Below are 21,892 nucleotides of genomic sequence, written 5' to 3'. Positions count from 1 at the left end.
TTTGACATGCGAGATCAGGCCCGGAAAATCATTTCCGGGTATTCTTTTTGAGGAATCCAGAACAATGGCCGAGGGGCTTTTCGCCGGACTGAGGGTGATCGATTGCGCGAGCTTCATCGCCGCGCCCGCTGCCGCGACGATTTTCTCCGATTTCGGTGCCGACGTGATCAAGATCGAGCCGCCGGGCGAAGGCGATCTCTATCGCACGCTGCATGTTCGTCCCGGCTCGCCGAAGACGAGCCGCGACTACGCCTGGATCCTCGACAACCGCAACAAGCGCGGCCTTGCCCTCGACCTGAAATCCGAACGCGGCCACGAAGTGCTGTGCCGGTTGGTGGAAAAGGCCGACGTCTTCATCACCAACATGCCGTTCCCTGTGCGGCGCAAGCTGAAGACGGGCTACAACGACCTTAAAGACGTCAATCCGCGGCTGATCTACGCCTCGTTCACCGCTTACGGCGAAGCCGGCCCTGAAGCCGAAAAGACCGGCTTCGACTCCACCGCCTACTGGGCGCGCTCGGGCCTGATGGACATGGTGCGGCCGGACGCGGAGGCGACGCCGGCCCGCTCGTCGCCGGGGATGGGCGACCATCCCAGCGCGGTGGCGCTGTTCAGCGCGATCATGACCGCGCTGTGGCGGCGCGAACGCACCGGGCGCGGCGGCCAGGTCAGTTCATCGCTGGTTGCGAACGGCCTGTGGTCGAACAGCTATCTCGTGCAGGCCAGGCTGATCGGCGCGGAATTTCCACCGCGGCCGAAACGCACGCATGTGCTGAACCCGCTCAGCAACTCCTATCGCTGCAAGGACGGGCGCTGGTTCATCCTGTCGATGGTCAACGAAGCGCGGCAATACGCCCCCTTCATGGCGGCGATCGGATTGTCACACCTGACCGAGAAGTACGCCGCGCAGGCGGATCGGCAGAAAAATTCGCCTGAGCTGATCGAAATCTACGACAAGGTGTTTTCCGAAAAGACGCTTGAGGAGTGGCGCAAGATCCTCGATAGCGCCGGCATCACCTTCGGCATCGTCAACACCCTGGACGATCTTGTCGACGACGAACAGGCGCGGCATGCAGGCGCCATCGTTCCATTCGCCGACGGCTCGGGATTGACGATTTCGAGCCCGTTCAATGTCGACGGCGAGACCAAGCGGCAACCCGCCACAGCTCCCTCGATCGGCCAACACAGCGACGAGATCCTGCGCGAACATGGATACGACGACGCAGACATCAGGAAGCTGCGCGACACGAAGGCCGTCGGCTGACACCGCGGCCCGAGGCGTTCGCTGTTGCATCGAGAACGACTGAAGAAAAGGACGTCAGCTAGAACGCGAGGCAGGGAGGAAGCGAGGCCATGACGGAGCAGCTCTTTGCAGGGTTGAAAGTGATTGACTGTGCGAGCTTCATTGCCGCTCCAGCCGCCGCCACCGTGCTGTCGGACTTCGGCGCCGACGTGATCAAGATCGAGCCGCCGGGCGAAGGCGACGCCTATCGCACGCTGCACGCGGTGCCTGGAACGCCGAAGAGCAACGTCGACTACGCCTGGCTGCATGGCGCACGCAACAAGCGCAGCATCGCGCTCAACCTGAAGACGCCGCAGGGTCTCGAGGTGCTGCACCGGCTGGTGGCCAAGGCCGACGTGTTCGTCACAAACCTGCCGCTGCCCGTCCGCCGACGCATGATGATCTCGTATGAGGATCTCAGCTCCCGCAATGCGCAGCTGATTTACGCGTCGTTCACCGCCTATGGCGAAAAGGGCGTCGAGGCCGACAAGACGGGCTTCGATTCCACCGCCTACTGGGCGCGCTCCGGCTTGATGGATCAGGTCCGCCCCGATTCGATGTCGCCACCGGCTCGTTCGGTTGCAGGCATGGGCGACCATCCCTGCAGCATCGCGCTTTATGCGGCGATCGTGACCGGGCTCTATCGCCGCCAACTCACCGGCAAGGGCGGGCTGGTGTCGTCGTCGCTGCTGGCGAACGGGCTGTGGTCCAACGCGTTCCTGGTGCAGGCGCGCCTGACCGGCGCGACCATCCCGCCGCGGCCGCCGCGCTCGCAGTCGCTGAGCGCGACCACCAACATGTATCGCACGCGCGACAATCGCTGGTTCAACCTGGCGATGGTCAATGACGTGAAGCAGTATCCTCTCCTCGTCGCCACACTCGGTCGCCCCGAGCTTGCCGCCGATCCGCGCTTTGCCACCGCGGACGCCCGCCGCGCCAATGTCCCGGCGCTGATGGCGGAGTTCGACGACCTGTTCGCCCGCTTCGATCTCGCCGATCTACGCACGACACTCGACGCCGCCGGCATCACCTTCGGCTTCGTCGGCACCATCGACGAAGCGCTGGACGATCAACAGATGCGCGACGCCGGCGCGATCGTACCGCTGGCCGACGGCTCGTTTGAAACCATCTCCAGCCCATTCCACGTCGAAGGCGCACCGAAGACGCCGCCACGACAGGCGCCGGGCGTGGGTGAGCATTCCGACGACGTGTTGCGCGAATACGGCTACAGCGCCGAGGAGATCTCAAGGATGCGCGCGGCGAAGGCGGTTGCCTGAGGCTGAGGCATTCTCGCGTGCTGCACAGTAGAATGTTTGACTGCATTTTCAGCTAATGCCTGGAGCGCCGCGCAGAGCATTGCTGCCCTGACTCCCGCGCCGATTGCCTGATGCAGCGCCGCGTGTTGTTCTTGATCTATTCGAATCCCGTCGCGCGATGCTTCGATGGGAAGGAGAGGATAGGGAAAGACTTGAGGGAACGGCCTCGCGCACGCAGATGAACTACCGATTTGTCGTTCCCATGATGGCGACTGCCTTTTTCGAGCTGTCGGTCATCTCGATCGTGCGGGTCACCACCTCCTATCGCGCCATCGAACTCGGCCTGTCCGCCGCCTGGATCGGCATCCTCACGGCGGCGTTTGCCATACTGCCCGTCCTGCTGGCGCTGAAGGTCGGCCGCGCGATCGACCGCGGCAATGACGTGAAGATGGTCTGGGCCGGCACTGCGCTGCTGGTCGCCGGCTGTGCCGGCATCGCCCTGTTTCCGTCGATCTACGCCCTGCTGTTCTTCACCGCCACGCTCGGCATCGGCCACCTGTTTCTGAGCATCGGGCTGCAGGTGCTGTGCGCGCAGCAGCCGGGACCCGGGGTGATGGAGCGCATGCTCGGCAACTACATGGTGGCGACCGCGATCGGACAGGGCGCGGGTCCTGCGGTGGTCGGCTGGGTCGGCGGTTCTGCCGCGATCCCGCCGACGCAGCCGCTGTTCTGGATCGGCGTTGCGACTGCGGTGCTCGCTTTCCTCTCCAGCCTGCCGCTACGCTCCGGCCACAAGCGCGCGCTGCATGCAGATGGTGCTGCACCCGTCCCGGTGCGCGAGATCGTCCGCAGCCCGGGTTTCCTGGTTGTCTTTTCGGTCAGCGTCGTCGCCGTCGTCGCGCAGGATCTGATCGTGGTGTACCTGCCGTTGATGGGCACGGAACGAAACATCGCCGTCGATGTGATCGGCTCACTCCTGGCTGTCCGCGCCTTCGCTGCAGTGGTCTCGCGCCTGTTCTTTGCCAGGCTCAGCGCCTGGCTCGGCAGCACCACGCTGATGGTCACAAGCACGATCGCCGGCGCCCTGGCCTTCGGCGCGATGGCCGCGCCGATCTCCCTACCCCTGATGTATGTGGCAATCGCGATCCTTGGCGGCGCACTCGGCATTGCGGTGACGACGGCCATTTCCAGCCTGCTCGGGCTGGTCTCGAGCGACGTGCGCGGCACCGCCAACTCGCTGCGCACCGGCGGCACGCGGCTGGGACAGGTCGTGATTCCGTTCGCTGCGGGATTGCTCGCGGCCGCAATGGGCGTTGCGAGTGTGTTCCTCGTGCTCGGTGCCAGCCTTGCGATGGCCGCAACGGCAGTGCAGTTTACGCGGACAAAGTCGTCGTCCGGCTAGACCACCAACAAGAGGCGTCATTGCGAGCGAAGCGAAGCAATCCAGTCTGAGTCTGACGCAAATTCAGCGCTGGATTGCTTCGTCGCTTCGCTCCTCGCAATGACGGTCGTCAGATGCCACGCTTCGCTGCCAATCTGAACTGGATGTTCCAGGAATGGCCGCTGCTCGACCGGTTCGAGGCGGCCGCGCAGGCCGGCTTCAACGCGGTGGAAATTCTGTTTCCCTACGAGCATCCGCCCGACGTCATCGCCGAGCGCTTGCGCCGCAACAATCTCACGCCGGCACTGTTCAACATGGCCTCGGGAAACACCGCGGCCGGCGACCGCGGCCTCGCCGCGCTGCCGGAGCGCTTTGCCGAGCTGCAGCAGGCGGTGATGACGGCGCGCACATACGCGCGCGAGACCGGCGTCAGGCGATTTCACCTAGTGGCGGGCAAGGCCGATCGCAACGATCCGCGTGCCGTTGCCGCCTTCAAGAAGTCCGTCGCCTTCGCGGCGGAAATACTCGGTGCAGACGGCATCGAGGTGATGCTCGAGCCGATCAACCCGCGTGACATCCCGGGTCTCTTCCTCAACGACTTCGATCTTGCCGAGCAGCTGATCCAAGAGCTCAAGTTGCCGAATGTCTGGCTGCAATTCGACATCTACCACCGGCAGATCATCCACGGCGACGTGACGAAGGCGCTGGAGCGGCTGATGCCGATGACGCGGCACATCCAGATCGCCAGCGTTCCGTCGCGTAACGAGCCCGACGGCGAGGAATTGAACTTTCCGTTCCTGTTCGGCGAACTCGACAGGCTCGGCTATGACGGTTTCGTCGGCTGCGAGTATCGTCCGCGCGGCAAGACCATGGACGGGCTCGGCTGGTTCGAGACGTGCAGAAAGAGGAGCGCTTCATGACCGACCTACCATCCGCACAGCAGACCGAGCCGGCCGTCTCCGACATCGTGATGATGGACGCGCTGCCGCTCGGCCGCGCGCTGCGGGCACGGCAATTGTCCTGCGTCGAGGTCATGAAAGCCTATCTCGATCACATCGAGCGCTTCAATCCGAAGGTCAACGCGATCATCTCGCTGCGCGAGCGGGGCGAGCTGATCGCCGAGGCCGGCATACGCGACGACCAGCTCAAGCGCGGCGAAGACATGGGTCCGCTGCACGGCATGCCGCAGGCGATCAAGGATCTCGCGGCGACCAAAGGACTTCGTACCACCCAAGGCTCGCCGCTCTACAAGGACACAGTGCCGGACGCCGACGCGCTGTTCGTCGAGCGCATGCGCAATGCCGGCGCGATCATCATCGGCAAGACCAACACGCCGGAATTCGGCCTTGGTTCGCAGACTTACAATCCGTTGTTCGGGCTGACACGCAACGCCTACGACCAGACGAGGACGTCCGGCGGATCGAGCGGGGGTGCCGCGGTCGCGCTGGCACTGCGCATGCTGCCCGTCGCCGACGGCAGCGACCACGGCGGCTCGCTGCGCAACCCGGCCGCGTTCAACAATGTGCTGGGCTTCCGCACCTCCTACGGCCGGGTACCGCATCATAACGAGGACGTCTTCCTGACCGGGCTGAGCGTCAAGGGACCGATGGCACGAACGGTCGAGGACCTGCAGATGCTGCTGTCGGTGCAGGCGGGCTACGACGACCGCGTGCCACTATCGATTGCCGACCCGCATTCCTATGTGGTTGAGCAGCTGAAATGCGATGTCAAAGGCAAACGCATCGGCTGGATCGGCGAGTTCGGCAATCTGCCCATGGAGGCCGGCGTTCGCGAGCTGTGCCGGGGTGCGCTACGCACCTTCGAAAGCATGGGCTGCATCGTTGAGGACGTGACGCCCGACTTCGATCCGGAAGCGATCTGGCAGGCCTGGCTGGTGCTGCGCGCCTGGCTCACCGGATCGAAGCTGCGTGTGCACTACGACAATCCTGCGTCGCGGACGCACATGAAGCCGGAGGCGCAATGGGAGGTCGAGGAAGCGTACAAGCTTTCCGCATTCGACCTCGCAGCGGCATCGGAGGTTCGCAATGCCTGGTACCGTGAGGTCCGCCGCCTGTTCCAGCGCTACGACTATCTGACGCTGCCGAGCGCGGCGGTCTTCCCCTTCCCCGTCGAAACGCACTGGCCGCAGGAAATCGCCGGCAAGAAGATGGATACCTACCATCGCTGGATGCAGGTGGTGATCCCGATCACCATGTCCGGCTGTCCGTCGCTTGGCATGCCTGTCGGCCTCAACGCCGCAGGACTGCCGATGGGAATGCAGGTTGTCGGCCCCAGTCGCGCCGAGCACGCCGTGATGCGGCTCGCCAACGCCTATGAGGAGGCGACGGGCTGGACGCGGAAGGTGTTGCCGCCCCTCCTGGGCAGGTGACCGCGCTCGAAAGCAACGACGCGGCAGGACCTCCCGTCGGCGCGCAAGACGCAGGCGGCAACGCTGCGCTGGTGGCGCAGGCGGAGGATTCGACAAGTATTGCAGCAAGTCATCGTATTCAGCGATCGAATGCATCTTGTTTCTCTATTGGTCTTTTGCCGTATCAACATGGACACTCCCGCATGCATCAAGAACGTGGGAGCGAGCTGATGTCGCAAGCAATTCCGGTCGAGATCGCCCGACTCGACCACGTCAACATCCAGACGCCAGTCGTCGAGGAGACCTGCGCCTTCTTCGAAGGCATCATTGGCTTGAAGCGAGGCTTTCGTCCGGACTTCCCATTCCCCGGCGCATGGCTCTATGTCGGCGACAAGGCAGTCGTGCACGTGATCGGGCTGAGCGATGACAAGGCCGGCGCCGCGGGCTCCGGTCGCGTCAACCACGTCGGGTTCATAGCCGTAGGTTACGCGACATTGCTCGAGCGCGTGCGCAAGGCGGGGATTACGCATGAGGTCCGCGACGTTCCCGGCGTCGGTCAGCGCCAAGTGTTTATGAAGGATCCGAACGGCGTGTCGGTCGAGCTTGCTTTTGATGCATCCGAGGCGACAGACGGGCCTGCGGGGGTCTACCAGCCGTAGAGATCAGAATTCCGGCCTTCACCATCACCTCCACCTCTTCCTGCACGGCTTTCGCCAGCGCCTGCGTGATGCGGCTGACGGGTCGTCCCGTCGGCAAGGCGAGGCCGCGATGGGTTGTGATGCCGTGCAACAGCGCTGCCTTGAATTCTCCCGAGGCGAGCTCCTCGCGGATGGTCCAGCTCGGCACCACGCCGAAACCAAGCCCGCCGCGCACCATCTGCTTCATGCAGTTCATGCTGACGACTTCCACACGCGGCCACAGCTTGTAAATGCGCTCGCCGAGCGACGGCTGCAGCCGTGGCAGCCACGGCATGCCGGTCGGCACCACCAGCGGAAGTCCCAGCAGCACCTCGGCATGCACCTCGCCGGAGGGCAGATCTCGCGAGTCAGTCGGCCCGAACACGCAGAGGTTTTCCAGAAACAGCGGCGTAAACGCGATGCCCTCGCTCGAGGTCGGACGCGTCACGATCGCAAGATCGAGCGCGCCATTCATCAGGCTCGTCAATGGATCGGGCGTAATCGCCTCGATCAACTGCAGGCGCACGCGCGGAAAGCGCAGCAAGAAGCGCGCGGTCAGCGGCTGATAGAGCAACTCACCGACGCTCGGAGTTGAGCCAAGCCGGATAGTGCCGCGTGGATTGGCATTCTCGGCTTGAACCTCGCTGCGCGCCTCCTCCACCTGCTGCAGCAGAAATGACGCACGCTGCAGCAGCACCCGACCCGACGGCGTCAACACGACGCCGTTGACGCCGCGCTCGAACAGCGCACCGCCGCACTCCGCCTCGAGCAAACTGACCTGGCGCGACAGGGCCGACTGCGCGATGCGCAGCACCACCGCCGCAGCAGAGAAGCCGCCGCTATCGGCAACGGCCTTGAAGTAACGGAGCTGCCGCAGATCCATGAGAGCCATCTCACGATGTGATCGCTCAGATATGCCTATTCTATTTGTGCGATGGCCTCAAGCGGCGCACGATACGCACGCTGAATGGCGGGGTCCGGAATGAACGACACTTCGATCTTCATCGTCGGCGGCGGTCCGGTGGGTTTAGCGATGGGCCTGCTGCTGCACCGCTTCGGCATCCCTTGCGTTGTCGTCGAGCGCAGCGAGGGCACCACCACTCATCCCAAATCTCGCGGCTGCTTCGTCCGCAGCATGGAGCTGTTCCGGCAGTGGGGTGTCGAAGAACCGATCCGCGAACGCGGCCTGCCGCCCTATGCCGACGTCTGGGTGTGCGCAAAAACCTTCGCCGGTGAGGAGCTCGGCCGCACCACGCCCGAGCCGAATGTCGGCCACAGTCCAAGCTGGAAGAGCATGGTCTCGCAGGACGCGGTCGAAGAGGAGATCCTGCGCAAGCTCGAAGGATCGCCCACCACCACGATCCTCTACGGCACCGAGGCCTTCGACATCCAGGAGGATGGGCGCGGCGTCACCGCGCGCACCCGCAACGTCGCAACCGGCGAGGAAAAATCCTGGCGTGCGACCTATCTGATCGCCGCCGACGGCGCGGCAAGCCAGACACGCCGCGACGTCGGCCTCTCGATGGTCGGCCCGGCCAGCATCGCAGTGATGTCGAACGACTACTGGCATGGCGACATGTCGCAGGTGCCGCGCGCGCGGGACATCGCCGGCTGCCGCTGCTTCGTCGACGAACCCGGGATTCCGGCGAGCACCATTCTCAACACCAACGGCCGCGACCGCTGGCTGAGCGTCACCCAGATCGGCGGTCCTGACGATGAGCGGCGCGAATTGCCCGACGAGGCGAGCACCATCGACCGCATCCGCAAGCAGACGGGTATTCCCGGCCTGCCGATCAAGATGATCAGCCGTTCGATCTGGCGCGTGAGCCGCCAGGTCGCGGAGAAATTCCGCAAGGGCCGCGTGTTTCTTGTCGGCGATTCCGCGCATCGCTTTCCGCCGACCGGCGGCTACGGCCTGAACTCGGGCGTGCAGGACGCGCACAATCTCGCCTGGAAGCTCGCCTTCGTCCTGCGCGGCCGGGTCAGCGCTCGATTGCTCGACAGCTACGACGTGGAGCGCCGCCCCATCGCACAATCGAATGCCGACTTCAGCATGGGCAATCGCACGCGAATCGAGACCATGGAGAAGGCGATGCGCTCGGGCAACCGGGATTGGATCGCCTTCTGGATGAAGGATTACGACAACCACCTGCACAGCATCGGCCAGTCGCTGGGATTCCGCTACGAGAGCGGCGCACTGCTGCCGGACGGGACAGCGGCAACGCCGGTACAGCCGCGCGTCTACACGCCGAGCGACCGCCCCGGCGGGCGCTTTCCACACATCTGGCTCGATCCCGCGCGCCAGCATTCGACACTCGACTGGTTCGATACCGAGATGACATTGGTGACCGGCCCTGCGGGTCAGGAGTGGCTGGAAGTCGGTCGAAACCTCGCGCAGAGCAGCCGCGTGCCGCTGCGGGTTTGCCAGCTTCCGCATGACGGCCGCGATGCCGGCATTCACATGGGCCCGCGCGGCGCCGTGCTGGTTCGGCCCGACGGGCACGTGGCATGGCGCATCCCCTACCTGCCGGTGGACCCGGTACGGCATTTGCAGAAAGCCATGCAAGGATTGTTCGCCTGATGCCGCACGTGGCGCACAACGGAATCGAGACGTTCTATGCCGCACACGGCGACGGCCCCCCGATCATGCTGATCCACGGCGCGGAAGCGGACCACGGAATGTTCGACCGGCTGGCGCCGCATCTTGCGTCCGGCTTCCGCTGCATCGCCTGCGACCAGCGTGACTCCGGCAGCACGCGCAACCCAGCGGATGAATACCCCATCGAGCAGCTCGCCGACGACGTCGCGGGCTTCATCACAGCGCTCGGCCTTTCACGCGCGCATGTCTTCGGCACCTCGCTTGGCAGCGTCATCGCCCAGCATCTCGCGGTGCGCCACCCACAGCGAGTCGACCGGCTGGTGCTATCGAGCGCGATCCGCGCCGGACAGGTGATGACGGATTTTGCACCGGAGACCGCCGCCCGTCTGGCGACGTTGCGTGCCGACCCGATAGCGAACACCGATGCACTTGCGGCGCATTTCTTTCCCGCCGCGTACTTGAAGGATCATCCCGGAATCTTCGCCTCGCTGCGCAGCCCGCGCACACCGGAGCAGTCGGCGCGGCGCGCCAGCCTGCTGCGCCGCCGCTACGAACTCGATCTGAGCACAATCGCGAGCCCGACACTCGTCCTCGTCGGCGCGGAGGACGGACTAATCCCGCCGGCGCACAGCCTGTCGATCGCGGACGCAATCCCAGGCGCCACGTCCCGCGTGCTCGACGGTGTCGGCCACGTCGGCAGTGTGCAGGCGCCTACCGAGACCGCACGCATCATTCAGGAGTTTCTCAAATAGCGGAGGCAGCGGCAGATGAGAGTTTCTCGACGCAGATTTCTTGCTTCCATTTCGGCCGCCTCCGTGGCGGTCACTACAGGATCGACGTGGGCGCAGGATGACGCCTATCCAAGGCGCTTCGTGCGGCTGCTCGTCCCTTACCCTGCCAGCGGCACGGCGCCCGACCTGCATGCGCGGATTTTCGCCGAGCCGATGAGTGCTAGGCTTGGGCAACGGGTCGTCGTGGAAAACCGGCCCGGTGCCGGCGGCACGATCGGCGCCGCAGCCGCAGCGAAGGCCGCGCCGGACGGCTACACGATCCTGTGGGCGGCAGGCAGCCTGTTCGCCTGCAACCCTTTTCTCTACAAGAACCTGCAATATGCCTTTGAGGATTTCACGCCGATCGGCTGCTTCTCCGATTGCAGCTTCGTGCTGTTCGTCCGCCGCGGCCTTGGCATCAAAACATTGGCCGCACTCCTCGACAGGATGCGCGCGGAGCCCGGCGGCGTCCGTTTCGCCAATGGCGGGATCGGCAGCCAGTTGCACCTGACCTGGGAGCGGCTGATGCGGCTGGCAAGGGTGCAGGGCATGAACGTGCCGTTCCAGACCGGCGGCACACTGCAGGCGCTGCTCGGCGATACGGTAGACGTCGGTTGTTCGGTACTCGATCCCGGCTTGATCCAGTATTTTTCATCGGGCGATCTGGTGCCGCTCGCCATCACGAGCCCGACGCGCCGGCCGCAGCTCCCGAACGTCCCGACCTTCATCGAATGCGGGTTTCCAGGGTTCACGGCCAGCGGCGGTTATGCGGCGCTCGTTCCGCGCGACACGCCCGACGCCATTGCCGCGAAGCTGCGAACGGAGTTCGACCGGGTGACGAGCGACCCGGCAATCGTCGCAAAGCTCGACCAGCTGGCGGCCGAAGTACCGCAGTGGCGGCGTGCGGATGACTACAAGGCGTGGTTCGCCGGCGATCGCGAGCTCTGGCGAAAGCTCATCGAGGAAACCGGCATTACGCTCGGCTGAAATCGCGCTTTCACAGAAACGACCAGACGTTCAGCGCGAAGCAGCGCTGTCGCCGACACCCCAGAACTTGCGCTGATAGTGCACCATGCCGTGCCCCGGATCGCCCAGAAGGCTCTGGGTGACTTCGCCGACGATGATGACGTGGTCCCCGCCGGGGAAATGCTCTGACTTCCTGCAGATCAGCGTCGCCAGCGCATCCTTGACCACCGGCAGGTTGTGGTGGGAATCGACAAAATGGCCTTCGATGAACTTCTCAGCGCCGCGCTTGGCGAAGCGCTCGGCAAGTTCCTGATGATGCGGCCGCAGAATGCTGATCGCGAATTTGTCGGCCGTCGCAAAGACCGGATAGCACTCGGCCGTCAGATTGAGGCAGGCCAGCACCAGCGGCGGATTGGCCGACACCGACGTGAACGAACTCGCGGTGAAGCCCTTCGCAGTACCGTCGGCGTCGCGCGTGGTGACGATGACGACGCCGCTCGGGTAGCGGGAGAAGACTTCCTTGAATTCAGCAATGTTCGACATGGGCCGCTTTTGGCTCCTGACCTTTTTGGTGTTCCGACCGGAACCGTACACCAATCCCCGCTGGTGCGGTGAATTTGAAATTCCTGCCAACCTTGCGGCAAGTCCAGCGCAGGAATTTCAAATTCAAAAACCGCACTAGAAACATAACGTTGCCAGTGCTCCCTACGTTTCCGAAGTTCGCATGGACAGGGTACCGCAAGGACGCGAACTTCGGAAACGGAGCACTGGTTGCGCCAGATAAAGACGCTTAAGGGCGCTCCGCAATGCCAGCAACGAGATGGCTGCATTGACCTGTCGCGCAGCGATCAAGGGCGGTTTGGGCTGCGGCGACGCGCGGAAACACTATTTCCCTGCGGCCTTGCGCAGCGCCTCGTTTATTCTGTCTTGCCACCCGGGCCCGCCCTCACGGAAGTGCTCCAGCACATCCTGATCGATCCTGAGGGTGACCTGCTCCTTCGCGCCTGGAATCGCCGGCCTCACGGAGGGCGTTTCGACGCGCGGCGCCGTCACCGCTTTGAACGCGGCTTCGGCAGCGCTGCGGGCATCGGTCGTGGTTTTGGGTCGTCTCGGCGGCTGTGACATATCAAGCACCCCTGCGATTCGGCGCGACGGCATCATATACTGCTGCATCTTTCGGCGGCACTACGGTCCGTCGGCCTGATGGTTGCGCAAAAAAATCCACATGGCCGACGCTCAGGGTCAGCTGGCCCGCCTCCACCGCCTCGCGACGGCGCGTGAACCAGCCTTCCAGGGCACCAGGCGGCATCTCGCCCATTTCATCGGCAGCCTGCCGCCAACCGTCCAGCAACTCGACCAAAAAACGGGTGTCTGAGGCTTCCGCGATCCAGTCGGATTGCCCCTGCAGGAACGAGTAACCGAACGCCCGGAAAATCCTTTCTGCAGACGTTGCAGCGCCCGGACCAAGCGCCAGACCAAAGCCCTTGTTCCTGCGCTGATGCGCGTTGACGGCGGAGATGACCTGCGCATCGACCGGATCGAAAGCACTGAAGCCGACCCGACCGTCATAGGTGAGCGCAACATAGACCGGCAGTGATCGGGCGGCCACCGCCGCCGCTAAATTCGCCAGCCAAGGCTCCGAGACCAGATCCATCAGCGCCGACGCCGTGACCAGATCGACACCGTCGAGCAAAGAACCCACGTCGCCATTGAGGTCGAACTCTTGCGTCTCGACTGACACGCCTGCAGGCGCGGTCGCAAAAGCTTCCGCGAGCAGCACCGGATCATCGTCAACGAGCTTCCACCTTTGCTGCTTCGGAAGCCGCCCGCTCAGTGTGCGCACGGTCGCGCCGGTACCACTGCCGAGATCGACGATCGCAAGCTCGGGCCGGTCTTGAAAAGCCGCGGCGACCGCATTCAGCACGCTCCGATTTCGCGCCCGCAGATCGAGCGGTTCGCGCAAGGCCAGCCACTCGGCCGAGAAGCCGCTCATGTCACCGCCTCGAGCACCTGCGCAAATTGCAGCGCAGACTGCCGCCATTCGGGAAGGCCCCGCGACGCGGTTCGCGCCGACTCGGCCATCCGCAGGCGCAGGTCTGCATCCGCAATCACACGTCGCAGCGCCTCCTGCAAAGCAGGCACATCGCCAGGCGTCACAAGGACGCCGGCGTCGGCCGGCACGATGTCCTTTGCGACGCCAACGGCGGTCGCAACCACCGGCAGGCCGTACGCGATCGCCTCGGCGAATACCATGCCGTAGCCTTCGAACAGGGAGGCCAGCACGAACACATCCGCGCCGGCATAAAGTGCGTTGAGCGGGGGACCTGTCACAGCGCCGGCGATGACGACGCGATCCTGCAATTGCAGCCGCGCGGTGTCGGCTTCGAGCCGCGCAGACGCCGCAGCATCGCGGGTCGTGTCGCCGACGATCGTCAGCTGCCATGGCATGGCGTCCAGACCCGCAAGCGCCTCGATCAGAATGTCGTAACCCTTGCGCGGAACGATCGATCCGACTGCGAGCAGACGGACGGCGCCGCCCGCTCCCACCGTTGACCGTTTGGTCAACGGCCCACGATCAACGCCGGGGCAAATGACGGCCACGCGCTCTGCCGGCACCGCGTAGTCGCGAGTCACGATCGTTGCCGTCGGCTGGCTGGTGACGATGACGAAGCGCGCGCAGCTCAGCGCCTCGCGCTCGCTGTCGCGCAACGCCCGCACCTTTCCCGTCGGGATGCCTGTCTCCAGCGCCAGCGGATGATGCACCAGCGCCACCAGGGGGTTGCGCGCGCAAAGTTGTGCCGCCTCGTCGGCCATCACACCGAAGGCGAGACCGTCGACCACGAGCGGCTCCCCCTCGTTAAGGGCAAGAAGCTTCGCCCGCGCAAGTTCGCGCGCGGCCCGATCGGGGTTCGGAAACGAGTTACCCAGGTCGACCACGTCGACCTGCCAGCCGAGCGCACGCAATTCGGTAATGATGCGCTTGTCATAGGCATAGCCGCCGGTCGGCGTGTCGAGGCTTCCGGGGACCGCGAACGCCGCGCGCTTCACGACAGGGGCGCCTCGTACCAGGCGCGCGCCACATGCGATTCGGAAATCGTCACCCGGATCGCGTTCAGTTCGCCCGCATTGCGGCCAAGCCGGCCGCCTCTGGCGGCAGCGGCCAGCCCGTCAAACACGTACCGAGTGAGAAATTCGGTGGTGGTGTTCACGCCCTTGAATTCCGGCACCTCGTCGAGGTTGCGATAGTTCAGCGGCATGAGAACCTCCTTCAGCACTTCATGCGCAAGGCCGATATCGACGACGATGCCGTTGTCATCGAGCGTCTCGGCGATGAATGCCGCATCGATGACGAACGTCGCACCATGCAGCGCCTGCGCCGGGCCAAAGACCTTCCCGCGGAATGAATGGGCGATCATGACGTGATCGCGAACCTCGACTGCGAACAAGTGAGCCTCTTCAGTAGTTGACAATCTGGCAGAGCACGCCGCTGCCCGGCTTGAGGATTCGCGGCAACTGTGCGGGCAGATCGTTGAAAGCGATAGGCGGCGCGAGCAACACATCGAGCTTCGGATCAGCCAGCAGCGCAAGCGCTGCGGCCAGTCTCCGCTTATGCGTCCAGCGCGGCCGACGCGACGGCGACACCTGCCCCACTTGGCTGGACATCAACTTCAGCCGCCGGCTGTGAAACGCGCCGCCGAGCGGAAGTCCTACCGCACCCGATCCGTACCAGCTCATTTCGATGATCGTTGCCTCATTGCCCGCAAGTTCGATAGCTGTCGCGAGACCCTGCGCGTTGCCGCTGGTATGAAAGACCGCGTCGCAGTCGCGCGGCGCTCGAGCTGGCGCCGCAAATTTGATGCCCAGCGCCTGTGCAATGCCGGCACGCGACGGATCAATGTCGATGAGCGTTACATCGGCACCCACGATTCCGCCGCAGAGATAGCTCACGAGCGCGCCGACAACGCCTGCACCAATGACCGCGATACGATCCGCAGGACCGACGCTCGAATCCCAGACTGCGTTCAGCGCCGTCTCCATATTGGCCGCCAGCACGGCGCGCGACGGTGTGACATCGTCAGGCAATGGCACCGCCGCTTCGACGGCCACATTGAATGCGGACTGGTGCGGATGCAACGCGAACACGGTCCTGTCCAGAAGGTCGGCCGGGCCGGTTTCGACGCGGCCAACCGACGCGTAGCCATATTTGACCGGGAACGGGAACGTTCCCGCCATCGCCGGCGCGCGCATGCGTTCATATTCGCTTTCGGGGACGCGCCCGGCCTGAACCAGCGCCTCGGTGCCGCGGCTGACTGCGCTGTGCAGCGTGCGAACACGCACCTCTCCGGCGGCAGGCGGCGGCAGCGCCTCCTCGCGGATCTCCGCACGACCGGGCTCCACATACCAGAGGCCGCGCGCAATATCTTTCACCTGACTCGGCACACGCACGCCCTAACATTCCGATTCTGACGTTCGCATCACTTTACGGCAACCTCATCTGTGAACGTTAGAACCAAGAGAGACCCTAGCAAATTTGTGAAGTGAGCTGCGCCTTTTTCGGATTTGATGCCAAGCACTTGGCTGATGCCGGTAGGAACGTCGAATCCGGCGCACTAGATTGGACTCAGAGGCGGACAGCCCGATATACGTGGATCCCGACGCTCACTGGACCTGACAAGCGTGCTCGAACGTTCACCCTCGGATATAGCAGTAACCGGCCATGTCCGGGAAGCCATTGCCGGGCGGCGTGCACTATTCGGCCTGCTCGTCGGCGCGACCATCCTTGCCCTGCTCTGGCTGGCTTTCCTCGCATTGTCTCCGGCCGGCTTCGGTCCTGCGGATGCCGTGCTGCTTTTCTGCTTTGCCTTGACGCTGCCTTGGATGGTGGTCGGGTTCTGGAATGCGGCGCTGGGTTTTCTGATCGCGCGGTTCGCAGCCGATCCGTTGCAAACGACCATTCCATGCGCGGCGCATGTTCCGCAGCATATGCCGATTATCGCCTCCACTGCGATCCTGCTGTGCATCCGCAATGAAGAGCCGCAGCGGCTGGTGCGCAACCTGCAGGCGATGATGTCAGATCTCGCAGCGAGCGGGTATGCTAACCGCTTTCACGTCCATGTGCTGAGCGACACTTCCGATGCTTCCGTCGCAAGGATGGAAGCGACGGCGTTCGCAGACCTTGCATTGCGGTGGAAGGGCCGGCTGCCACTGACCTACCGGCGACGCGAAACCAACACCGGCTACAAAGCGGGCAACATCGGCGACTTCTGTGCGCGATGGGGCGACGATCACGAATTCGCACTGGTGCTCGATGCTGATAGTTTCATGTCAGCGCGCGCGATCCTGCGCCTTGTCCGTATCGCCCAAGGCGAGCCGCAGATCGGTATCCTGCAAAGTCTCGTCGTTGGGCTGCCGTCCACAAGCGCCTTCGCCCGCATCTTCCAGTTCGGCATGCGCCTTGGCATGCGCTCCTACACGCTCGGCAGTGCCTGGTGGCAGGGCGATTGCGGCCCCTATTGGGGCCACAACGCGCTGTTGCGTTTGAAGCCGTTCTTGCAGCACGCGCAGCTGCCGCTGCCGAAGAGCGACGAGGACCACATCCTCAGCCACGACCAGATCGAAGCCGTCCTGATGCGGCGCGGCGGCTACGACGTCCACGTCGTTCCGGAAGAACACGAAAGCTGGGAGGAGAACCCACCGAGCCTGCCCGAGTTCATTGGACGCGACCTACGCTGGTGCCGTGGCAATCTGCAATATTGGCGGTTTCTTGCCATGCCGGGCCTGAAGTTCGTCAGCCGATGCCAGCTTCTGTTCGCGATTTTGATGTTCTTGGGTTCGCCCGGCTGGATCGGCCTCCTGATCGTCGGCACGCTTGCGCTCGCCTTCACGGATACGCCCGCAAATTTCATCCGCGCCGATGCCGGCCTTGCGATCTTCGTTGCGGTGCTCGTCATGTGGTTCGCACCGAAAATTGCAACGGTGATCGATATCTTCACGCGCGCCGACGCCCGCAACATCTTTGGCGGATCGCTCCGTTTCGGGGCGAGCGTCGCGACCGAGATGATTTTCTTCGTCCTGCTGTCACAGATCATGTGGTTCGGCCATGCGTTGCTTATCGCAAGCCTGCCGTTCGGTCGTCCGATCGAGTGGGCCGGACAGGTTCGGGACGATCATTCAGTCTCGATCGCGCAGGCCGTCGGCGCATTCTGGCCGCATACGCTGCTTGGCGTCAGCACGCTCGCGCTGTTGGCCGCGACCCATCCGCAAACGCTCCCATACGCCCTGTTTCTCGCCGGCGGTCTGGCGCTGTCGATCCCGCTTGCAGTCGTGACGGCCAAATCCGCCGTCGGGCGGCGGCTGACGCGATGGGGCATCGGCCGTCTGCCTGAAGAGACGACACCTCCCGCCTGCCTGCAGGCGCTTGCATTACCTGCCCTTGACGGCGCGCGGCGCCCGCAAGCGCCCATCGCCGGCTCATGATCGAAGCCTGGCGAGCCGCGCGCGGCGTGTTGCGCTCGATGCGCATCTATAACGCCGACCGGACGCATGCCGCGGCGATGGATCGGCTTTATGGAGGTTTCATCCGGCGCGGCGACCTGGCGTTCGACGTGGGCGCGCATGTCGGCGATCGCGTCGCCTGCTTTCGCCGGCTGGGTGCCCGGGTCATTGCGATCGAACCGCAGCCGGCCCTTGCAATGTCTCTTCGTGTGCGGTTCGGCTTCCGTCCAGGTATCACAATCGAACGAGCTGCCGTCGCCTGCGCGCCCGGTGACATCGAACTGATGGTCAACGTCGACAACCCAACCGTTTCCACCGCTTCGAAGGACTTCATTCGCGCTGCCGAGGACGCATCCGGCTGGCGCGAACAGCGCTGGACAAAATCGATCCGCGTGCGAGCGACGACGCTCGATGCGTTGATCGCACGATACGGCGAGCCGTCGTTCATCAAGATCGACGTCGAAGGCTTCGAGGCTCAGGCGCTCGCCGGCCTTACGCGACCGGTTGCAGCCTTGTCGTTCGAGTTCACGACCATTCAGCGCGATGTCGCGCTCGCGGCCCTTTTTCGCTGCGAGGCGCTCGGCTACAAGCGTTTCAACGCGGCGCTGGGCGAAAGCCAAACTCTTGTGCACCCCGAATGGGTCGCAGCCAGAACGCTGAAACAATGGTTCCTCGCGCTCCCATATGCGGCGAACTCGGGAGACGTCTATGCCCGTCTCGCCTGAAACGGCGACAACACCGACACGACCAACCGCGCTCGTCCTCCCGGCCCTGCTCACCGCCGCGGGCTTCGCGCTGACCCTTCATGTCTTCTATCCGGGCATCATGAACTACGACGCCCGGTACGTTTATCTCGACAGTCTCAAGAGTTTCTATGGCGACTGGCAATCGCCGGTCATGACCTGGCTCTGGAAGACGATCGATCCGATCGCGCCCGGCGCCGCCAGCATGTTTCTTCTGATCGCGACGCTCTACTGGCTCGGAATCGGCACACTGTCGTTCACTCTGGCTCGACGCTCGCGCGTGCTCGCTGCGGCACTGCCACTGCTCGCACTCACGCCGCCGCTGTTTGCACTCGTCGGCGTGATCTGGCGCGACGTGCTGATGGCGTCCTGCTGGCTGCTTGCTGCAGCGCTCGTATTCGCCACCGATCGCAAGGAGGGCCGCATCGTCGCGCAGGCGGTGGCGCTCGGGCTGATCACGCTCGGCGTCCTGATCCGACCGAACGCGCTGGCGGCCGCACCGTTGCTGATCGCCTACGCTGTCTGGCCGCGACAATTCAACTGGCGGCGCACGGCGCTGCTGTTTGTTCCGGCGATGCTTGGCCTCTACGCCCTCATGCAGCTTGTCTACTACGGCACGCTCGGCGCTGCGCGGCAGAATCCGCTGCACTCGATTGCCGTGTTCGACCTCGGTGGCATCACCTACTTCTCCGGCCAGAACCAGTTTCCGGCCACCTGGTCCCCCGACGAGACCGCGGCGCTGCAGGGCCGCTGCTACGATCCGTCCTATTGGAACGGCTACTGGAATGGTGACTGCAAATTCGTCATGGCGAAGCTCGAACATGAGCAGAAGATCTTCGGAACGGGAACGCTCACGCGCGCCTGGGTGGAAGCGGTCGCGGCACATCCGATCGCCTATCTTCAGCACCGCCTGGCGTTCTTCCGGACCTTCCTGTTCGACTCGCAGCTCGCCATGTGGACCTTGAACATCGACGACCCTCCAAAGACGGTCTTCGCGGATCGACCGGCGTTCACGGCGCTGAAGATCATCCATGATCGTCTGCAACCAACGCCGCTGTTCCGCATCGGCACGTGGCTGCTCGTTAGCATCCTGCTCTGCGCTCTTGCGTGGCGCCGCCGAACGACGTCCGATGGCGCCTTCGTGATCGGCGTTTGCGGTTCGGCGGTCGTCTATATCCTGAGCTACCTGCCGCTCGGCGTCGCAGCCGAATACCGCTACGGCTACTGGACGGTGCTGGCGAGCGCCGCCGGCGCTATGGTGGTTCTGGCGCCGGACGCGCGCCACGAACGACGCTAAAGCATTTCCGGACAGGGTAGATATCCGGCTCTCGGCAAAGAATGTCCACCAAAGGAATCTATCGAGAGCGTATTCCGTCTGACCTGAACCGAATCTAGAATTGCCAACATTGGACATGACCGGATCATGACGAACACGGACGCCAACGTGCAGCCTGCAACGCTTTCCACGCTGCTGAATGGATTCGGCATTCGTCAGCTCCGCCTCGTCACCGGCTGCGTTCTGTTCGCCTTTCTCGTCAGTCATTTCCTCAACCACGCACTCGGCAACATTTCTCTGGATGCGATGGAGGAGGCGCTCAACACCCACCACAGGATCTGGGGCGAGCAGCCCGGCAAGGCGATCTTCTATCTCGCAGCGTTCGTGCACGCGGCGCTCGGCATCTGGATGCTGTATGAGCGTCGGCAGTTTCGCTACCGCGCCACGGAAGCAACCCAGCTCCTGCTGGGCCTCAGCATTCCGGTGCTGATCATCGCCCACATTGCCGGTTTGCGGTTGGCCTACGATCTGTTCGGCAACGAGAAGTACTATTCGCAGGTGTTGGCACTGTACACCACGACGCATACGCACATGTTCATCGTGCAATATCTGGTGATGGTGGTCGCGTGGGTGCACGGATGCATCGGGCTCTATTTCTGGTTTCGTCTACGGCCGCTGTTTCGCAAGATCGCTCCCGCACTGTTGGCACTTGCGGTTCTGCTGCCGGTCATGGCCGCGCTCGGCGTCTATCAAGGGGCCAAGTCGGTACAGCAACTCACCCTGTCGGAGCAATGGCGCGCGGAGAAGCTCTCCGTGCAACATATCGGCACGGTGGAGCACCGCGCTGCGCTTGACCGCATCACGCAAGGCTTCCTGTTCGGCTATGTCGGGCTGCTCGTGCTGGTCCTGGCTGCGCGAGGGTTGCGATCCTTGCGCGAACGCCGCGCAGGGTTGATCAGGCTTTCCTATGGTGACGGTAAGACCGTGCGCGTGCCGAAGGATCTGACGGTGCTGGAGGCGAGCCTATTGCACAACGTGCCGCATGCCAGCGTCTGCGGCGGACGCGCGCGCTGCTCCACCTGCCGCATCCGCATCGTTGGCGATTGCAGCATGCTGCCCGAACCATCGCGGCGCGAGGCATTCGTTCTGGAGCGCGTCGGCACGGGGGCGGATCCCGCCGTGCGCCTCGCCTGCCAGCTGCGGCCGCAACGCGACCTGTCGTTCTTCCGCATTTTCCCGCCGCAGACCTCGGTCTCGTTGCTGCGCGCAGGGATTCCGGCACGTAACGGGCAGGAGCGTTATCTGGTCAGCATGTTCGTCGACATGCGAGGCTCGACGAAACTTGCCGAAACTCGGCTGCCGTTCGACACCGTGTTCATCATCAATCGCTTCTTGGCCGCAGTTTCGCAGGCAGTGGTCGCCAGCGGCGGCCAGCCGAACCAGTTTGTCGGCGATGGCCAGCTCGCACTGTTTGGATTGGCCAGCGATCCGGCCACCGCGTGCCGTCAGGCCATCGTTGCCGCGGGTCGCATCGCGCGAAACGTCGCCGAACTGAACGAGTTCCTGGCCGACGACCTGAAGGAACCGCTGCGCTTCGGTATCGGCATCCACGGCGGCGAAGTCATCATCGGCGACATTGGCTCGCCGGGACACGTCGTATTCACGGCACTCGGTGATCCGGTGAATGTGACCGCGCGGCTGCAGGACATGACAAAGACGCTGTCATGTGAAGTCGTCCTGTCGGACGAGGTCCGCACTCGCGCGGGCCTCCTGAACGACAGGCTGCCGTCAACCGAAGTGACGATCCGCGGTCGTAGCGAGCCGATGCTGATCCGCACCGTCGCCGATGCGGCAACGCTATCGACCATTTTCAACGACGCGAAATCCGTCGCCGCATGACACCTCGTTCCGGTTCGCCCCTCAGCGCATCGTCGGGATCGTGAACTCGGCACCGTCCTTGGTGCCGGACGGCCAGCGCGAGGTGACGGTCTTGGTCTTGGTGTAGAAGCGGATCGAATCCGGCCCGTGCTGGTTGAGGTCGCCGAAGCCGGACGCCTTCCAGCCACCGAAGGTGTGGTA

General features: G+C 64.0%; 20 protein-coding genes and 1 pseudogene. 13 read left to right on the top strand and 8 right to left on the bottom strand.

Features of this window, described 5'->3' with window-relative positions; all coding sequences use genetic code 11:
- Nucleotides 1-64: 64 nt before the first annotated feature.
- The 6 genes from RCO31_RS21405 to RCO31_RS21380 all read left to right on the top strand — a co-directional run bounded on the left by RCO31_RS21405 (nt 65) and on the right by RCO31_RS21380 (nt 6,946).
- Nucleotides 65-1,264, top strand: a complete 1,200-nt coding sequence (locus RCO31_RS21405; protein WP_308970525.1) for a CoA transferase — start codon at nt 65-67, stop codon at nt 1,262-1,264.
- Between the two features lie 89 nt (nt 1,265-1,353).
- Nucleotides 1,354-2,559 carry a CoA transferase gene (locus tag RCO31_RS21400; protein WP_308970523.1) on the top strand — a complete coding sequence of 402 codons (1,206 nt, stop codon included), beginning with the start codon at nt 1,354-1,356 and terminating at the stop codon, nt 2,557-2,559.
- 217 nt (nt 2,560-2,776) lie between these two features.
- Nucleotides 2,777-3,940 carry an MFS transporter gene (locus RCO31_RS21395; RefSeq protein ID WP_308970522.1) on the top strand — a complete coding sequence of 388 codons (1,164 nt, stop codon included), beginning with the start codon at nt 2,777-2,779 and terminating at the stop codon, nt 3,938-3,940.
- A gap of 113 nt (nt 3,941-4,053) precedes the next feature.
- Nucleotides 4,054-4,839 carry a 2-oxo-tetronate isomerase gene (otnI, locus tag RCO31_RS21390; RefSeq protein ID WP_308970521.1) on the top strand — a complete coding sequence of 262 codons (786 nt, stop codon included), beginning with the start codon at nt 4,054-4,056 and terminating at the stop codon, nt 4,837-4,839.
- Nucleotides 4,836-6,308 (top strand): amidase, encoded by a 1,473-nt coding sequence (locus RCO31_RS21385; protein WP_308970520.1) that lies wholly within the window; start codon nt 4,836-4,838, stop codon nt 6,306-6,308. Before otnI ends, RCO31_RS21385 begins: the two co-directional genes overlap by 4 nt.
- Nucleotides 6,309-6,517: 209 nt before the next feature.
- Nucleotides 6,518-6,946 (top strand): VOC family protein, encoded by a 429-nt coding sequence (locus RCO31_RS21380; protein WP_308970518.1) that lies wholly within the window; start codon nt 6,518-6,520, stop codon nt 6,944-6,946.
- Here RCO31_RS21380 and RCO31_RS21375 read toward each other — a convergent pair.
- A complete protein-coding gene (locus RCO31_RS21375) occupies nt 6,858-7,847 on the bottom strand; it encodes a LysR family transcriptional regulator (protein WP_308970517.1) in 990 nt (329 codons plus the stop codon). The two genes, RCO31_RS21380 and RCO31_RS21375, sit on opposite strands and share 89 nt — an antisense overlap.
- Before the next feature lie 99 nt (nt 7,848-7,946).
- On the opposite strand from RCO31_RS21375, the gene RCO31_RS21370 reads away from it, so the two are divergent.
- Genes RCO31_RS21370 through RCO31_RS21360 form a run of 3 tightly spaced genes read left to right on the top strand, consistent with a single transcriptional unit; the run spans nt 7,947 to nt 11,320 of the window.
- A complete protein-coding gene (locus RCO31_RS21370; RefSeq protein WP_308970516.1) occupies nt 7,947-9,545 on the top strand; it encodes an FAD-dependent monooxygenase in 1,599 nt (532 codons plus the stop codon).
- Nucleotides 9,545-10,315, top strand: coding sequence for an alpha/beta fold hydrolase (locus RCO31_RS21365; protein ID WP_308970515.1), 771 nt, complete (start codon nt 9,545-9,547; stop codon nt 10,313-10,315). The genes RCO31_RS21370 and RCO31_RS21365 overlap by 1 nt, the downstream gene beginning before the upstream one ends.
- A 15-nt stretch (nt 10,316-10,330) precedes the next feature.
- Entirely contained in the window at nt 10,331-11,320 is a 990-nt protein-coding gene (locus RCO31_RS21360) for a tripartite tricarboxylate transporter substrate binding protein (RefSeq protein WP_308970514.1), read from the top strand.
- A 30-nt stretch (nt 11,321-11,350) separates the two neighbouring features.
- Here the strand turns inward: RCO31_RS21360 and RCO31_RS21355 are convergent, their stop codons facing one another.
- The 6 genes from RCO31_RS21355 to RCO31_RS21330 form a co-directional block, all read right to left on the bottom strand.
- Nucleotides 11,351-11,842, bottom strand: a complete 492-nt coding sequence (locus tag RCO31_RS21355) for a flavin reductase family protein (RefSeq protein WP_308970513.1) — start codon at nt 11,840-11,842, stop codon at nt 11,351-11,353.
- Between the two features lie 342 nt (nt 11,843-12,184).
- A complete protein-coding gene (locus RCO31_RS21350) occupies nt 12,185-12,424 on the bottom strand; it encodes a BrnA antitoxin family protein (protein ID WP_308970512.1) in 240 nt (79 codons plus the stop codon).
- A 1-nt stretch (nt 12,425) separates the two neighbouring features.
- Nucleotides 12,426-13,292: an SAM-dependent methyltransferase gene (locus tag RCO31_RS21345; RefSeq protein WP_308970510.1), complete on the bottom strand. Its 867-nt coding sequence runs from the start codon at nt 13,290-13,292 to the stop codon at nt 12,426-12,428.
- Nucleotides 13,289-14,347, bottom strand: coding sequence for a glycosyltransferase family 4 protein (locus tag RCO31_RS21340; protein WP_308970508.1), 1,059 nt, complete (start codon nt 14,345-14,347; stop codon nt 13,289-13,291). Before RCO31_RS21340 ends, RCO31_RS21345 begins: the two co-directional genes overlap by 4 nt.
- Entirely contained in the window at nt 14,344-14,745 is a 402-nt protein-coding gene (locus RCO31_RS21335) for a 6-carboxytetrahydropterin synthase (RefSeq protein ID WP_308970506.1), read from the bottom strand. The genes RCO31_RS21340 and RCO31_RS21335 overlap by 4 nt, the downstream gene beginning before the upstream one ends.
- A 10-nt stretch (nt 14,746-14,755) precedes the next feature.
- Nucleotides 14,756-15,745, bottom strand: coding sequence for a zinc-binding alcohol dehydrogenase (locus RCO31_RS21330; protein ID WP_308970505.1), 990 nt, complete (start codon nt 15,743-15,745; stop codon nt 14,756-14,758).
- A 231-nt stretch (nt 15,746-15,976) separates the two neighbouring features.
- Between RCO31_RS21330 and mdoH the strand changes: the two genes are divergently transcribed.
- From mdoH to RCO31_RS21310, 4 genes are all read left to right on the top strand, one after another.
- Complete coding sequence (gene mdoH, locus RCO31_RS21325) at nt 15,977-17,776, top strand: glucans biosynthesis glucosyltransferase MdoH (RefSeq protein WP_308970504.1); 1,800 nt, start codon at nt 15,977-15,979, stop codon at nt 17,774-17,776.
- Nucleotides 17,773-18,519, top strand: coding sequence for an FkbM family methyltransferase (locus RCO31_RS21320; RefSeq protein ID WP_308970502.1), 747 nt, complete (start codon nt 17,773-17,775; stop codon nt 18,517-18,519). The genes mdoH and RCO31_RS21320 overlap by 4 nt, the downstream gene beginning before the upstream one ends.
- Nucleotides 18,503-19,834, top strand: a complete 1,332-nt coding sequence (locus RCO31_RS21315) for a hypothetical protein (protein WP_308970501.1) — start codon at nt 18,503-18,505, stop codon at nt 19,832-19,834. The genes RCO31_RS21320 and RCO31_RS21315 overlap by 17 nt, the downstream gene beginning before the upstream one ends.
- Nucleotides 19,835-19,960: 126 nt before the next feature.
- Nucleotides 19,961-21,712 carry an adenylate/guanylate cyclase domain-containing protein gene (locus RCO31_RS21310; protein ID WP_308970500.1) on the top strand — a complete coding sequence of 584 codons (1,752 nt, stop codon included), beginning with the start codon at nt 19,961-19,963 and terminating at the stop codon, nt 21,710-21,712.
- A 21-nt stretch (nt 21,713-21,733) separates the two neighbouring features.
- Here the strand turns inward: RCO31_RS21310 and RCO31_RS21305 are convergent.
- Nucleotides 21,734-21,892: pseudogene (locus tag RCO31_RS21305) on the bottom strand (methylmalonate-semialdehyde dehydrogenase (CoA acylating)); the annotation flags it as partial.

Origin of the sequence: Bradyrhizobium sp. LHD-71, assembly GCF_031157255.1 — a bacterium.
Classification (GTDB): domain Bacteria; phylum Pseudomonadota; class Alphaproteobacteria; order Rhizobiales; family Xanthobacteraceae; genus P52-10.
Note: the sequence above shows the minus strand (reverse complement) of the source record. Positions and strands in the feature narration are given on the sequence as shown.

Bases quoted from the DNA above. Each gene is read 5' to 3' on its own strand.
- RCO31_RS21380 (WP_308970518.1), top strand. From the start codon at position 6,518: ATGTCGCAAGCAATTCCGGTCGAGATCGCCCGACTCGACCACGTCAAC.
- RCO31_RS21400 (WP_308970523.1), top strand. From the start codon at position 1,354: ATGACGGAGCAGCTCTTTGCAGGGTTGAAAGTGATTGACTGTGCGAGC.
- RCO31_RS21310 (WP_308970500.1), top strand. From the start codon at position 19,961: ATGACGAACACGGACGCCAACGTGCAGCCTGCAACGCTTTCCACGCTG.
- RCO31_RS21395 (WP_308970522.1), top strand. From the start codon at position 2,777: ATGAACTACCGATTTGTCGTTCCCATGATGGCGACTGCCTTTTTCGAG.
- otnI (WP_308970521.1), top strand. From the start codon at position 4,054: ATGCCACGCTTCGCTGCCAATCTGAACTGGATGTTCCAGGAATGGCCG.
- RCO31_RS21320 (WP_308970502.1), top strand. From the start codon at position 17,773: ATGATCGAAGCCTGGCGAGCCGCGCGCGGCGTGTTGCGCTCGATGCGC.
- RCO31_RS21315 (WP_308970501.1), top strand. From the start codon at position 18,503: ATGCCCGTCTCGCCTGAAACGGCGACAACACCGACACGACCAACCGCG.
- RCO31_RS21385 (WP_308970520.1), top strand. From the start codon at position 4,836: ATGACCGACCTACCATCCGCACAGCAGACCGAGCCGGCCGTCTCCGAC.
- RCO31_RS21360 (WP_308970514.1), top strand. From the start codon at position 10,331: ATGAGAGTTTCTCGACGCAGATTTCTTGCTTCCATTTCGGCCGCCTCC.
- RCO31_RS21365 (WP_308970515.1), top strand. From the start codon at position 9,545: ATGCCGCACGTGGCGCACAACGGAATCGAGACGTTCTATGCCGCACAC.
- RCO31_RS21350 (WP_308970512.1), bottom strand. From the start codon at position 12,424: ATGTCACAGCCGCCGAGACGACCCAAAACCACGACCGATGCCCGCAGC.
- RCO31_RS21370 (WP_308970516.1), top strand. From the start codon at position 7,947: ATGAACGACACTTCGATCTTCATCGTCGGCGGCGGTCCGGTGGGTTTA.
- RCO31_RS21405 (WP_308970525.1), top strand. From the start codon at position 65: ATGGCCGAGGGGCTTTTCGCCGGACTGAGGGTGATCGATTGCGCGAGC.
- RCO31_RS21345 (WP_308970510.1), bottom strand. From the start codon at position 13,292: ATGAGCGGCTTCTCGGCCGAGTGGCTGGCCTTGCGCGAACCGCTCGAT.
- RCO31_RS21375 (WP_308970517.1), bottom strand. From the start codon at position 7,847: ATGGATCTGCGGCAGCTCCGTTACTTCAAGGCCGTTGCCGATAGCGGC.
- RCO31_RS21355 (WP_308970513.1), bottom strand. From the start codon at position 11,842: ATGTCGAACATTGCTGAATTCAAGGAAGTCTTCTCCCGCTACCCGAGC.